Raw genomic sequence first — 14,204 nt, 5'->3', positions numbered from 1 at the left:
CAAAAGCGGACCTGAGTGTCCGCTTTTTTTCTGCCCGCTTTTCAGGCAGACTGCCAGCATGGCTGGATGCATAACGTTTTCGTGGTTCAGGTTTTTTGCAGGTCGTGTTTTCCTGGCTGCGCGTGCCTACCCGGTGCGGTCTGCAGCTGTTGGCAATGACGTCGGATAAAAACAGAAGGGGACGATATGGCAGCCAGTTTGTGGTTTGCGGTAGCCTGCGGCGTGGTCGCAGTCATTTACGGTTTGGTGTCGCGTAGCTGGATTCTGCGCCAGGATCCCGGCAACGCGCGCATGCAGGAAATCGCGCTGGCCATCCAGCAGGGCGCGGCCGCCTACCTGGCGCGCCAGTACCGCACCATCGCGTTTGTGGGCGTGGTGCTGCTGATCGCCATCTACCTGTTGCTGGGCTTGCACACCGCGCTGGGCTTTTTGATCGGCGCCGTGCTCTCGGGCGCCTGCGGCTTCATCGGCATGAATGTCTCGGTGCGGGCGAATGTGCGCACGGCGCAGGCGGCCACGCTGGGCATCAACCAGGCCCTCAACGTGGCCTTCAAGGGCGGCGCGATCACCGGCATGCTGGTGGTCGGCCTGGGCTTGCTGGGCGTGACCCTGTTCTACTGGCTGCTGGTGACGACGGGCGCGCCCGGCCTGACCCAGCATGATTTGATCAAGCCTTTGATCGGCCTGGCCTTCGGCGCCTCGCTCATTTCCATCTTCGCGCGGCTCGGTGGCGGCATCTTCACCAAGGGCGCCGACGTGGGCGCGGACCTGGTGGGCAAGGTCGAGGCGGGCATCCCCGAGGACGATCCGCGCAACCCGGCCGTCATCGCCGACAATGTGGGCGACAACGTGGGCGACTGCGCCGGCATGGCGGCCGACCTGTTCGAAACCTATGTCGTGACCCTGATCGCCACCATGCTGCTGGGCGCACTGCTGATGGCAGAGGCCAGCAGCACGGCCATCATCTACCCGCTGCTGCTGGGCGCCGTCTCCATCCTCGCCTCCATCGTCGGCTGCTCGATGGTGAAGACCAAGCCGGGCGCGAAGATCATGTCGGCCCTGTACACGGGCCTGTGGTGGGCCGCCGGCCTCTCCCTGGTCGGCTTTGCCGTGGTGACGTGGCTGCTGTGGCCCGATGACGCCATGCGCTACAAGATGCTGGGCGCCACCGTCGTCGGCATCGTCCTCACGGGGCTGATGGTGTACATCACCGAGTACTACACGGGCACGGACTTCAAGCCGGTGCGCCACATCGCCGAAGCGTCGACGACGGGCCACGGCACGAATATCATCGCCGGCCTGGGCGTGTCGATGAAGTCCACGGCGTATCCGGTGCTGGCCGTCTGCGTCGCCATCCTCGTCTCGTATCAATTGGCCGGCTTGTACGGCATTGCCATCGCCGCCACGGCCATGCTGTCGATGGCGGGCATCATCGTCGCGCTCGACGCGTATGGCCCCATCACGGATAACGCGGGCGGCATCGCGGAAATGTCGGGCCTGCCCGATTCCGTGCGCGCCATCACCGATCCGCTCGACGCCGTCGGCAACACCACCAAGGCCGTCACCAAGGGCTACGCCATCGGCTCGGCGGGCCTGGCCGCGCTGGTGCTGTTTGCCGACTACACGCATGCGCTCGAATCGGTGGGCCATCACATTACGTTTGATTTGTCGAACCCCATGGTCATCGTCGGCCTGTTCATCGGCGGCCTGATACCGTATCTGTTCGGCGCCATGGCGATGGAAGCCGTGGGCCGCGCGGCCGGTGCCGTGGTGGTCGAGGTGCGCCGGCAGTTCCGCGATATCAAGGGCATCATGGAAGGCACGGCCAAGCCGGAATACGACAAGGCCGTCGACATGCTGACGGCGTCGGCCATCCGCGAAATGATCGTGCCGTCGCTGCTGCCGGTGGTGGTGCCCATCGTCGTCGGCATGCTGCTGGGGCCAGCGGCGCTGGGGGGGCTGTTGATGGGGACCATCGTCACGGGCCTGTTCGTGGCCATTTCCATGACCACGGGCGGCGGCGCCTGGGACAATGCGAAGAAATACATCGAGGATGGCCACTTCGGCGGCAAGGGTTCGGACGCGCACAAGGCGGCCGTCACGGGCGATACGGTGGGCGACCCGTACAAGGATACGGCCGGCCCGGCAGTGAACCCCTTGATCAAGATCATCAATATCGTGGCCCTGCTGCTGGTGCCGTTGTTGCCGGCCACGGGCTGGCTGGCCGTCAAGGCGCCGGCGCCCATCCACGCGCCCGTGCCGCCCATCCTGGCGCCGGCCACGCCGGTGCAAGTGTTGCCGGCGCAGTAGGGCCAGTTACTCCCTGCCGCCCCGCAGCACATGCTGCAGGGCGGTGCCGCGTCAGAAGCGCGACGTCAGGCCGACAAACATGCGGCGTCCCGGCACGTAATAGTCGACCAGGCCGTCGGCCATCGGCCCCTTCTTGAACAGGTTTTGCACGCCGCCGCGCACGGTCCACTGTGGCGTGACCTTGTACGACACGACGGTATCGACGATGGTGTAGGCTTTTTCGGCCAGCTTGCCCGCATCGAGTTCCTTGCCCGTGTACTGGGCCGATACTTCGCCGAACAGTTGGTCGTTGACTTGCCAGCCCAGCGCCGAGTACCACGACAGTTTTGGCGTCGACAGCAGGTTGGCGCCCGTGGTCAGGTTTTTCGCTTCCGCCATATAGGTCACGTTGTTACGCCAGTTCAGGTTTTTCGTCAGCGGGATGGTGGCCGTCGCTTCCAGGCCGCTGGTACGCGCCTTCTGGATATTCGTCATCTTGGTCCACCAGCGCTGTTGGTAAAAGCCCAGCGGCGCATAGTCGATCTTGTTCTTGAAATCCGTGTGGAAGTAGGTCAGGCCCACATCCCAGCCATTCTGTTCCCACGCCACGCCGATCTCGCCGGCCGTGCTCGTTTCCGGCTTCAAGTCTGCATTGCCGGCCATGTAGCAGGAGCCCTTGATGTAGCCCAGCGGTTTGAGGCTGCCACAACCGCGTCCGCCCGAGTTGGTCGCCGCCGCCGGCGAGTTTTCCTTCAGGCTCGGGGCGCGGAAGCCTTGCGAGATGCCGCCCTTGATGGTCCAGGCGGGGGCAGGGTGGTACACCAGGTACAAGCGCGGGCTGTAGTGGTTGCCGAACTTGCTGTGGTGATCAAGGCGCAGGCCGGCCGTGGCCGTCAAGTCTTCGCGCAGGAACAATTGATCTTCCGCAAACAGGGCCGAGGTGGTGCCCGACAGGGTCGCGCCGCTCACGGTGTTACCCAGGTAATCGGTGGGCACGGTGCCGATGGTACTCGTATTCGTCAGTTCCTGATGCTTCCACTGGCCGCCCATCACCAGCATTTGTTCGATGCCGCCCCAGCCGACCCGTTTTTCCAGGCTGGCATCGAGCGTGCTGTCCTTGGATTTTGCTACCGAGCCGACGACTTCGTTATCGAAGTCGTTGTGATACAGGTTGACCGTCGTCTTGCCGAAGTCCCAGCGGCCTTCGTAGCCGAGGCTGACGCTCTTGCGTATCAGTTTGTTGGCGCCCCAGCTGTAGACCAGCGGCTCGCCATCTGCATCGCGCGCGGACGAATCCATCGATTGCTGCTTGCCGTAGCTGGCGTCCAGCGACAGGTTCTGTTTCTTGCCCAGCGCCCAGTTCAGCTGGCCCGAGACAGTCTGGTTGCGTTCGCCGCCCATGCTGCCCGCTTTCTCGAAAAATTTTTCATCGGGATTCTGACGCGACTGGCTCACGCCCAGGCGCATGCCGACCGTGTCCGACAGGGGCCCGGCCAGGTTCACGCCCAGCTGGTGCGCCGTGCCGCGGTCGCTGTCCTGCGGCTGCGTGTAGTTGGCTGTGGCCGAACCGTTCCACTTGCCCGGTATCTTGCGCGTGATGATGTTGATCACGCCGCCCATGGCGTCGGAGCCGTATAGCGAGGACATGGGGCCACGCACCACTTCGATACGCTCGATCATGTCGGGCGAGATCCAGTTCAAGTCCTGGCGGCCCAGGTCGGGGCGGTACGCCGTGTCGGCCGAGCTGCCCACGCGCTTGCCATCGACCAGGATCAGCGTGTATTTATCGGGCAAGCCGCGCAGCTTGATCTTCGACGCTTCGCCTTCGGGGCCGGTGCCACCCGTCACGCCGGGGATGCGGCGCAGCAAGGTGTTGAGGTCATACACGGGCTGGCGCTCGATTTCCTCGCGCGTGATGACGCTGATGCTGGCGGGCGCATCCTTGATGTCGATGGCCGTGCCGGACGCGGTGACGACCACCGTGTTCATGGTGGGATCGGCGGCCACATTGCCTTCGGCCCAGGCGCTGCTGACGGCCAGCGACAGCAGGCAGGGCAGGAGCAGGGCGGTGGAATGGATAGCGCGGGCGGGAGTGGCGACGGGGGCTACGAAGGTTGCGAAGGCGGGACTGCGCTTGGTCATGGTGGACTTTCCGGATGTTGTTATTTCCTGGCTGCCTTCCGGGTGGCTCGGGTATCAATGAATAGAATAAACTGCGCTCGAATTCCGTTAATGAGAATAAGAATCGTTCTTATTGTAATGCCATCCTGGCAAGAAGGAAAGTGCTGAGGGGAAAATAAAACACCGTTGCAGCATGTACATGGCATTTGGCGCGGCGTGTGCCAATAATGAAAGCGGTATGATCGATGCTCGGAGAGGGGACATGAAGACGATGATCAAAACCATACCGGTGCTGGCCTGCGCCCTGCTGTTCGCTGGCGGCCATGCAGGCGCTCAGGAGCAGGCCGTTTCCGATGCTTTGCCCGTATGCCAGCTCGACCCGCGTGACAGCGGCAAGCTGGTGGTGGAACCATGCCGCCCGGCACCGCCCGTGCAGCCGCGCCGTTCCGTGGCGCAAGTAATTGGCCGCATGCCCGTGCAGCGCGCGGCGCCACCCGTCGTGCCCATGGCAGCCCCGCCGCCCGGCTCGAGCGTGCCCATGCCCGGCGCGCCGCAGCCCATCGGTGCCTGCGATACGGGCGGTTGCCGCGATGCGGCCGGCGCGCGCTACAACGGCGCGGGCAATGCCACGCTCGATGCCAACGGGCGTATTTGTCACCGCAATGGCACTTTCATGCAGTGTTTTTAGCCTTGCCATTGCTTGCCGCTGCAAGTTTTCGCTGAGCGCGCGTAAAAGTGGCTACAATTGTCGCCGACATTACGTTTACGTAAACGTAATGATGGCATCATGTACCGATGCAACCATCGGGCGCCGGGAACACGGCCCTTATTACTCAGGATACTCAGGAGATTTCATGCAGATTCAGGACAATGTATTCATCATCACGGGCGGCGCATCGGGTTTGGGCGCCGCCACGGCGCGCATGCTGACGGCTGCTGGCGGCAAGGTCGTGCTGGCCGATGTGCAGACGGAGGCGGGCCAGGCGCTGGCCGCTGAACTGAACGGCGTGTTCGTGCAGTGCGATGTGACGTCGGAAGAAGACGGCATGGCCGTGGTCGCAGCGGCAGGCAAGCTCGGTACATTGCGCGGCCTGGTCAACTGCGCCGGCGTGGCGCCGGCCGTGAAAACCGTGGGCAAGGATGGTCCGCATCCGCTGGCCCTGTTCCAGAAAGTCGTCAACATCAACCTGGTGGGCACCTTCAATATGTGCCGCCTGGCGGCCGATGCCATGGCGAAACAGGATGCCACCGCTGAGGGCGAGCGCGGCATCATCATCAACACGGCGTCCGTGGCGGCCTACGATGGCCAGATCGGCCAGGCCGCGTATGCGTCGTCGAAGGCGGCCGTGGTGGGACTGACCCTGCCGATGGCGCGCGACCTGTCGCGCAACGGCATCCGCGTGATGACGGTGGCGCCCGGTATTTTCGAAACGCCGATGCTGCTCGGCATGCCGGCCGAAGTGCAGGATGCACTGGGCAAGATGGTGCCGTTCCCGTCGCGCCTGGGCAAGCCTGGCGAATACGCGCAGCTGGTGAAAGCCATCGTGGAAAACGTCATGCTCAATGGCGAAACTATCCGCCTGGACGGCGCGATCCGCATGCAGCCAAAGTAAGTTGGGCATGATTTGATGTAGGATACCCCCGTATGGGGCGTACAGCCTTGCTCGGCTGTGCGCCCTTTTTTTATCGGAGAATCCATGATCACATTGAAGCCGCTGGCGCTGAGCCTGACCTTGCTGGGAGCTCTGGCTGCCCATCCTTGCTTTGCCGAAGTGCCGCAAAAGGCGCCGGAAATCGCCACCGCGTATGCGGAAAAAAGTGGTTGGGCGGCGCAGAAATTCATGGTCGCCGCCGCCAATCCGCTGGCCGCCGATGCCGGCTACCAGATGCTGAAGCGCGGCGGCAGCGCCATCGACGCGGCCATCGCCACGCAGCTGGTACTGACCCTGGTCGAACCGCAATCGTCGGGCATCGGCGGCGGCGCCTTTTTGCTGTACTCCACGGCCAAGGGCGTGCAAGCGTTCGACGGACGCGAAACGGCGCCTGCCGCCGCCGACGAACACCTGTTCCAGAATGCCGACGGCAGCCCCGTCTCGCGCGCCACGGGCGTGGTGGGCGGGCGTTCCGTGGGCGCGCCGGGCGTGCTGCGCATGCTGGAACTGGCGCACAAGGAACACGGCAAGCTGCCGTGGGCGACCCTGTTCGCCCCCGCCATCAAACTGGCGCACGGCGGCTTTCCCGTCAGCCAGCGCCTCAACGGCCTGTTGAGCTGGGACCAGGCCCTGAAGCGCGACCCCGTCGCCGCCGCGTATTTCTATGACAGCGAGGGCAAGCCCTGGCCCGTCGGCCATGTGCTGAAAAACCCGCAGCTGGCGCGCACCCTGCGCGAGATCGCCGGTGGCGGCGCCGACGCCTTTTACCAGGGCCGCATCGCGCGCGACATCGCCGCCAAGGTGGCCTCGCACCCGAGCAATCCGGGCAAGCTGACGGCGGCAGATATCGCCGGCTACCGCGCCAAGGTGCGTGAACCCGTGTGCAGCGATTACAAGGCCTGGACCGTGTGCGGCATGCCGCCGCCATCGTCGGGCGGCATCGCCATCGCGCAGATGCTGGGCATGCTGGAAGTGAAGGACATCGGCCCGTATGCGCCCGTCGACGGCGTGCTCGATGTGCAGGCGATCCATTTGTTTTCGGAAGCGGGGCGCCTGGCCTACGCGGACCGCAACCGCTACGTGGCCGACACGGATTTCGTGCCGCTGCCCGGCAAGGGCATCGCCTCGATGCTCGATAAAAGCTACCTGGCGCAGCGCGCCTCGCTGATCGGCGACAAATCCATGCTGAAAGCCTTGCCCGGCACGCCGCCCGGCATGCAAGTGGCGTGGGGCATGGATAACGCGCTGCAGCGCCCGTCGACGTCGCACCTGGTGGCGGTCGACGCTTTTGGGGGCGGCCTGTCGATGACCACCAGCGTGGAAGACGCGTTCGGCTCGCGCCAGATGGTCGACGGCTTTTTGCTGAACAACCAGCTGACGGATTTCTCGTTCGATTCGCGCGATGCCGCTGGCCCCATCGCCAACCGTGTCGAGGCGGGCAAGCGCCCGCGCAGCGCCATGTCGCCCACGCTGGTGTTTGAGAAGGGTACGCGCAAGCTGGTGCTGGCGACGGGCTCGCCCGGTGGCTCGTCCATCATCAATTATGTCGCTAAGGTGCTGGTCGGCACCATGGACTGGGGCTTGAACGTGCAGCAAGCCATCAACCTGCCGAACTTCGGCAGCCGCAATGGCCCGACGGAGCTGGAAAAGGGGCGCGCGCCTGCCGCGCAAGTCGAGGCACTGCAAGCGATGGGCCATGAGGTGCGCGTCATCGAACAGAATTCCGGCCTGCAGGGCATCATGCGCCTGCATGCGCATGGCAAGGATTTCTGGTTTGGGGGGGCGGACCCGAGAAGAGAAGGGATGGTTCGAGGAGACTAATCACCCCCGAATCTTTTCCACAAAGCATCAAGACCCTGCTAATCTGCCGGCATGGGAATACAAAATAAAACAGGCTTGATACTCACGGGAGGGGGCGCCCGTGCCGCCTACCAGGTGGGCGTGCTGCAGGCAATTTCGGCGATATTGTGGGAAGCGGGCTGGGCGCCGGCGCGCAACCCGTTCGACATCATTTGCGGCACCTCGGCCGGCGCCATCAACGCCACGGCGCTGGCCTGCCGCGCCGATAATTTCGGTGAAGGCGTGCAAAAGCTGCTCGACGTGTGGCAGCATATCCAGGTCGAGCAAGTCTACCGCGCCGATTCGCTGGGCGTGATCCGTTCGGGCGCGCGCTGGCTGTCGCTGCTGTCGTTCGGCTGGCTGCTGCGCCAGTGGCATGCCTCGCCGCCCAATTCCCTGCTCGACAATACCCCGCTGGTCAGCCTGCTGCACCGCATGCTCGACCTGCCGCGCCTGGACGCGGCGCTGGCCGATGGGCTGCTGCATGCGCTGGCCGTGACGGCGTCGTCGTATTCGGGCAGCCGCCACATGACGTTTTACCAGACGGCCGAGGATATCGCGCCGTGGGTGCGCACGCAGCGCCTGGCCTTGCAAGACCAGATCGGCGTGGAGCACTTGCTCGCCTCGGCCGCCATCCCCTTCATTTTTCCTGCCGTGCCGCTGTACGTGGGCGGCCAGCGCGAATACTGCGGCGACGGTTCCATGCGCCAGCTGGCACCGATTTCGCCGGCCATCCACCTGGGGGCGAACAAGGTGCTGGTGGTGGGGGCGGGGCGCATGACGGAACCGGCGCCCGCCGCGGCCGAAGCGGCGCGCTACCCGAGCCTGGCGCAGATCGCCGGCCATGCGCTGTCGTCGATCTTCCTCGATGGCCTGGCCGTCGACATCGAACGCCTGAACCGCATCAACCTGACCCTGTCGATGCTGCCGCCCGAGTTGCTGGGCAAGACGGCCTTGCGGCCCGTGGAATTGCTGGTCATCGCGCCGTCCGAACGGCTCGACGCCATCGCCAGCCGGCATATCGGCAGTTTGCCGCGTCCCATCCGCACCATGTTGTCGGGCATCGGCGCGGCCGAAGCGCGCGGCGCGGCGCTGGCATCGTATTTATTGTTCGAATCGACGTATACTAACGAGCTGATCCGTCTTGGACAGCGCGATACGCAGGCCCGCAAGGATGATGTCCTGGCGTTTTTTGGTTCCTGAGACGGCCCTTGGAGCGGCGTGCGTTTTTTTCGCGTTTTTTTTGACAGGACGATTGTGCTGGTATTTCGACGTGTTTGCGAAGTGGTATTGCTGTTGTCTTTGCTGCTGCCGGGCGGCCCGGCCGCGGCGGCGCCTGCGCCCACCCTGCGTTTCGATCAGCTCAGCGTGGAACAGGGCCTGGCGCAGGAATCGGTGCTGGCCATCGCCCAGGACCGGCAGGGCTATATGTGGTTCGGCAGCCAGTCTGGCCTGAGCCGCTACGACGGCTATCGCATGGTCGTCTACAAGAATATCGAGGGCGACAAGACCAGCCTGGCCGACAACTGGGTCGGCGAACTGCATGTCGATAGCCAGGGGCAACTGTGGGTGGGCACCGACAACGGACTGGACCGCTTCGACCCCGCCAGCCAGACCTTCACGCATTTCGTCCCGGCCGAAAAGAGCAAGCGCGGCAACGGCAACCGGCATATCCACGCCATTCTTGACGATGGCGCGCGCGGCTTCTGGATCGCCACCTCGGACGGTTTGCAGCATTTCGACCCCGCCACGGGCGCCTTCCGCACCTGGCACCATGAAGAGGGCAATCCGCACAGCCTGGGCGACAATGAAATCAAGGCGCTGGCGCTGGACGCGCAACAGCGGCTGTGGATAGGCACCGTCACAGGCCTGGACATGCTGGCGCCGGGCAGCGACCGCTTCGAGCATTTCGCCGTCGATACGGAGCCCGGTTCGAAGTACAACGTGATCCAGTCGCTGCTGGTGGACCGCCAGCAGAATCTGTGGATCGGCACCATGGCCGGCGCCGAGCGCTGGCGCCTGGGAGGCGCCGGCCAGGCACCGCAGTCGCGCCTGCGCCTGAATGAAAAACAGGGTTTTTCCGCCATCCGCGTGGCCAGCCTGTACCAGGATATCGACGCCACCGTCTGGCTGGGCAGCAATGCCGATGGCCTGTTCCGCTGGCTGCCCGAGAGCGACACCTTCCTGCAGTACCGGCACCAGACGGGCGACAAATTCAGCGTCGCCGACAACCAGCTGTCATCCTTGTACCGCGACCGCGCGGGCACTTTCTGGGTCGGCTCCTGGTACAACGGCGTGAGCCGGGTCGACCTGGGCAGCGGCGGCTTTTCGCGCATGGCGCGTGCGCCCGGCGATGTGGGCGCGCTGGCGGACAAGAAAGTGCGCGCCGTGGCCGATGCGGGCAATGGCAAGCTGTGGCTGGCCACCAAGGGCGGCCTGAAACTGTACGATACGCGCGACGGCAGCTCGCGCCTGTTCGACCTGCGCAGTTCGCCCGGCATGTCGCGCGACGAGCAGGTCACCACCCTGTACAAGGCGCCGGACGGCGTGCTGTGGGTGGGCGGCTCGACGGGCTTGCACCGCTTCGATCCGGCACTCGGGCGTTTCTTTACCATGCGCTTTGCCGCCGGCGATCCGAACAGCGACACCATCCGCAATGTCGTGAGCGACCGCAGCGGCATGCTGTGGGTCTCGACGCGCGGTGGCGTGCACCGTTTCGACCCCGCCAGCCGGACCTTTACCACTTACCGCCACGATCCGGCCAACCCGCACAGCCTGTCCGACAACATGGTGCGGCCCGTGCTGGAAGACGCCAAGGGGCGGCTGTGGATAGGCTCATTTCACGGCCTCGATTTGCTGGACCGCGCCAGCGGCCACTTCCGGCATTTCCGCCACGATCCGCAAAATCCGCATAGCCTCAGCCACGACGAGGTGCACTATCTGCACGAGGACAAGCGCGGCGTGCTGTGGGTGGGCACGGCCAATGGCTTGAACCGCATGGATGTCGATGCGAAGGGCGACATCCGCTTCCGGCGCTTCCTGCGCAAGGATGGCATGGCCGACGATGCCGTCGCCAGCATCCTCGGCGACGATAACGAGCAACTGTGGCTGAGCACGAATAGCGGCATCACGCGGCTCGACATGCGCAGTGGCCTGTTCCGCAACTACGACAGCGCCGATGGCACGGTGGAAGGCTCGTACTTCGATGGTGCGGCGCTGCGTGCGTTGGACGGGACCATGTATTTCGGCGGTTTTAACGGCATGACGGCGTTCGTGCCGCAGGATATCCACGACAACCGCGTGCCGCCGCTGGTGGCCATCACGGAACTGCAGATCTTCAACAAGCCGGTGGCCATCGGCCGCGGCGAATTCGCGCACGTGCTCAGGATGGCCATCGACCATACGCGCCAGCTGGTGCTGACCAGCCGTGAAAGCGTCTTTTCGCTGGAATTCGCAGCCCTGCATTTCGCTGCGCCCCAGCGCAATATGTTCGCCTACCGGCTCGAGGGCTTCGACCAGGACTGGGTCATGACGGATGCGGGGCGGCGCTTTGCCACCTACACCAACCTCGATGCGGGCAATTATGTGTTTCGCGTCAAGGCGGCCAACAAGGATGGCGTGTGGAACGAGAGCGGCGCCACCTTGGCCATCACGATCCTGCCGCCGTTCTGGAAAACCTGGTGGTTCCGCACCCTGATGGCGGCACTGCTGCTGGGCGCCGTGTATGGCGCTTACCGGCAGCGCGTGCGCGCGCTGCGGCGCCAGCAGAACGAGCTGGAAAAACTGGTCGGCGAACGCACGGCCGAGTTGCAGAGCAAGGAAATCGAAGTGCTGGCGCAGTCGGAAAAGCTGGCGCAAGCCAACAGCAGCCTGACGAAAAACGAGGAAAGCCTGCGCCTGGCCAAGCGCAAGGCCGAGGATGCGACGCGCCAGAAGTCGGAATTTTTGGCCAACATGAGCCACGAGATGCGCACGCCGCTGGCCGGCGTGATCGGCATGCTGGGCTTTGCCCTGCGCGACGAGCAGCTGCACGATGCCACGCGCGAGCAGATCCTGCGCGGCCAGGCCAATGCCCAGTCGCTGCTGGTGATCATCAATGACTTGCTCGATTTTTCCAAGATCGAGGCGGGCAAGCTGAGTATCGAAAATATCGACTTCGCGCTCGGTGCGGCCATCGAAACGGTCGTCACCCTGTTCGAGGAGCAGGCGGCCGCGCGCAGCATCGGTTTTACCATCGATTTTGCGCCCGACCTGCCGCCCTTCGTGGTGGGCGACCCAACCCGTTTGCGCCAGGTGCTGGTCAACCTGGTCGGCAATGCCTTCAAGTTCACCCAGCGCGGTGGCGTCAGCGTCTGCGTCGAGCGGGCCGGCGTGGCCAGCGGCAGGGGCGGGCGCCGTGTCAACCTGATCCGCTTTACGGTCAGCGACAGCGGCATCGGCATCGATGCGGACGCGATGGCGCGCCTGTTCCAGAAGTTCGAGCAGGCCGACGCCAGCACCACGCGGCGCTACGGCGGCACGGGGCTGGGCCTGGCGATCTGCCGCCAGCTGGTCGAACTGATGCAGGGCGAGATCGAGGTGGCCAGCACGCCGGGGCAGGGCAGCACGTTTGCCTTCACCTTGCCGCTGGCCGATGGCGTGGCGCCGCCGCTGGTGCCGCAGGTGGCGCTGGCGCCGCACAGTCACCAGTTGCGCGTGCTGTGCGCGGAAGACTTCCCCACCAACCAGATCATCATCCGCGTCATGCTCGAAGAACTGGGGCACAGGGTCGATGTGGTCGCCAATGGCGTACTGGCGGTGGCGGCCTGCGTGCATACGCGCTATGACCTGATCCTGATGGACGGGCGCATGCCGGAGATGGACGGCGCCACGGCAACGCGATTGATCCGCGTGGGCGGCTGGCCGGACCAGCCCGTGCGCGACCAGGAACTGATGATCGTGGCCCTGACGGCGAATGCCAGCGATGAAGACCGCAGCCGCTATCTGGGCGTCGGCATGGATGATTTCCTCAGCAAACCGGTCGACGAAGCGGCGCTGCATGCCTTGCTGGCGCGCGCCATCGAGCGCCAGCTGCAGCGCGGTTTCATGTTGCCGCGCATGCCGTCGAACGTGCCGCGCGCCGCCGCACGGGGGCAGGCCGAACTCGATGCCCTGTTCGGCATCGCGCCGGCTGCGCCCGTCGCGGCACCCTCCCAGTCCATCCGCAGCGGTGAACTGCAACGGCGCATCCGCGTCGCCTTCGTCGCCGACCTGGAGGGGCGTTTGCGTGAACTCGACGCCGCCCTGGCGGCGCAGGACAGGGACAACGCCGGGCGCCTGCTGCACGGCTTGAAGGGCAGCGCCGCCTATCTCGATGAAACGCAGCTGCACATGCTGTGCACGGAAATGGAAGAGGCGGCGGACGCTGGGCGCTGGACGCAGGTGGCCTTGCATTTGCCGCAATTGCGCGCACTGTTGGCGCAAATAGCCGTTTCGGGCAAGGAAATGTAAAATAGGCAATGCCTGCCTTCGAACGCGCGGCGAAACTGGGTAGAATACGGCCAGGCCCCTGACGCCGCCGGCAATGGAGAAAGCAATGAAAGTACTGGTGGTTGACGATGATGTCGTGTCGCGCATGGTCTTGATGCATCTGATCGACAGCTGTGGCGTGCACGATATCGTGGAAGCCGAAGATGGTGCGGCGGCGTGGGAGCAGCTCGAAGGGGGCTTGCGGCCGTCGCTGTGCTTTTGCGATTTGCGCATGCCGCGCCTGTCCGGCATGGAACTGCTGCAGAAAATCCGCTCCGACAGCACGCTCGACGCCATGCCGCTGGTGCTCGTGTCGTCGGCGAATGACCAGGATACGGTGCGTGACGCCGTGCAGGCCGGTGCCGCAGGCTACATCGTCAAGCCCTTCCAACCGGAGCAGGTGCGCCAGCATATCGACGCCTGCTTCGACATCTCCGCCTTGCCGGCCGAAGCGTCGCGCGACACCCTGCAGCGCCTCGGCATCGACAGCGAACGCCTGCTGGCGTATCTGACGGGTTTCCAGGGGCAGGTGGGCGCCGCCAGCGAGCAGGTCGACGCCTTGCTGGCGCGTGGCGAACCGGCCCAGGCGCGCCAGCAGCTGGAACGGCTGCACCTCGGTTGCCGCACCCTGGGCTTGCATGGCGCGGAGGCGGGGATGATGGACCTGCTGCAGGCATCGGTGCTCGATGGCGGCCAGATACAGGCGGCGCTGGCCGCACTGGCGCGCAGCGTGGCGCAGCAGGCGCGTTTGCTGCGCCAACAGGACGGCGCCGACTGAATCTGCTGTTTTCTGCT

8 protein-coding genes are annotated in these 14,204 nt (G+C 64.8%); 7 read left to right on the top strand and 1 reads right to left on the bottom strand.

Annotated elements, in window-relative coordinates:
- Positions 1-186: 186 nt before the first annotated feature.
- The gene (locus CLU93_RS05145; protein WP_099760245.1) at positions 187-2,310 is read left to right on the top strand and encodes a sodium-translocating pyrophosphatase; all 2,124 of its coding nucleotides are present in this window, start codon (positions 187-189) and stop codon (positions 2,308-2,310) included.
- Positions 2,311-2,361: 51 nt separating this feature from the next.
- Here CLU93_RS05145 and CLU93_RS05140 read toward each other — a convergent pair whose 3' ends face one another.
- Positions 2,362-4,431, bottom strand: a complete 2,070-nt coding sequence (locus CLU93_RS05140; protein ID WP_099760244.1) for a TonB-dependent receptor domain-containing protein — start codon at positions 4,429-4,431, stop codon at positions 2,362-2,364.
- 241 nt (positions 4,432-4,672) lie between these two features.
- Here CLU93_RS05140 and CLU93_RS05135 point away from each other — a divergent pair, with 241 nt between their 5' ends.
- The 6 genes from CLU93_RS05135 to CLU93_RS05110 all read left to right on the top strand — a co-directional run bounded on the left by CLU93_RS05135 (position 4,673) and on the right by CLU93_RS05110 (position 14,187).
- Positions 4,673-5,098, top strand: coding sequence for a hypothetical protein (locus tag CLU93_RS05135; protein ID WP_257224888.1), 426 nt, complete (start codon positions 4,673-4,675; stop codon positions 5,096-5,098).
- Between the two features lie 166 nt (positions 5,099-5,264).
- Positions 5,265-6,023, top strand: coding sequence for a 3-hydroxyacyl-CoA dehydrogenase (locus CLU93_RS05130; protein WP_071078915.1), 759 nt, complete (start codon positions 5,265-5,267; stop codon positions 6,021-6,023).
- Positions 6,024-6,107: 84 nt separating this feature from the next.
- Complete coding sequence (ggt, locus tag CLU93_RS05125; RefSeq protein WP_099760243.1) at positions 6,108-7,883, top strand: gamma-glutamyltransferase; 1,776 nt, start codon at positions 6,108-6,110, stop codon at positions 7,881-7,883.
- Between the two features lie 51 nt (positions 7,884-7,934).
- Positions 7,935-9,104, top strand: coding sequence for a patatin-like phospholipase family protein (locus CLU93_RS05120; protein WP_099760242.1), 1,170 nt, complete (start codon positions 7,935-7,937; stop codon positions 9,102-9,104).
- Positions 9,105-9,185: 81 nt separating this feature from the next.
- Positions 9,186-13,391 (top strand): two-component regulator propeller domain-containing protein, encoded by a 4,206-nt coding sequence (locus CLU93_RS05115; protein ID WP_373629872.1) that lies wholly within the window; start codon positions 9,186-9,188, stop codon positions 13,389-13,391.
- Between the two features lie 85 nt (positions 13,392-13,476).
- Complete coding sequence (locus tag CLU93_RS05110; RefSeq protein WP_099760241.1) at positions 13,477-14,187, top strand: response regulator; 711 nt, start codon at positions 13,477-13,479, stop codon at positions 14,185-14,187.
- The last annotated feature ends 17 nt before the right edge of the window (positions 14,188-14,204 follow it).

Origin of the sequence: Janthinobacterium sp. 35, assembly GCF_002754575.1 — a bacterium.
GTDB lineage: Bacteria > Pseudomonadota > Gammaproteobacteria > Burkholderiales > Burkholderiaceae_D > Janthinobacterium > Janthinobacterium tructae.
The sequence above is the reverse complement of the archived record's forward strand: the minus strand, read 5'-3'. Positions and strand labels throughout refer to the sequence as shown.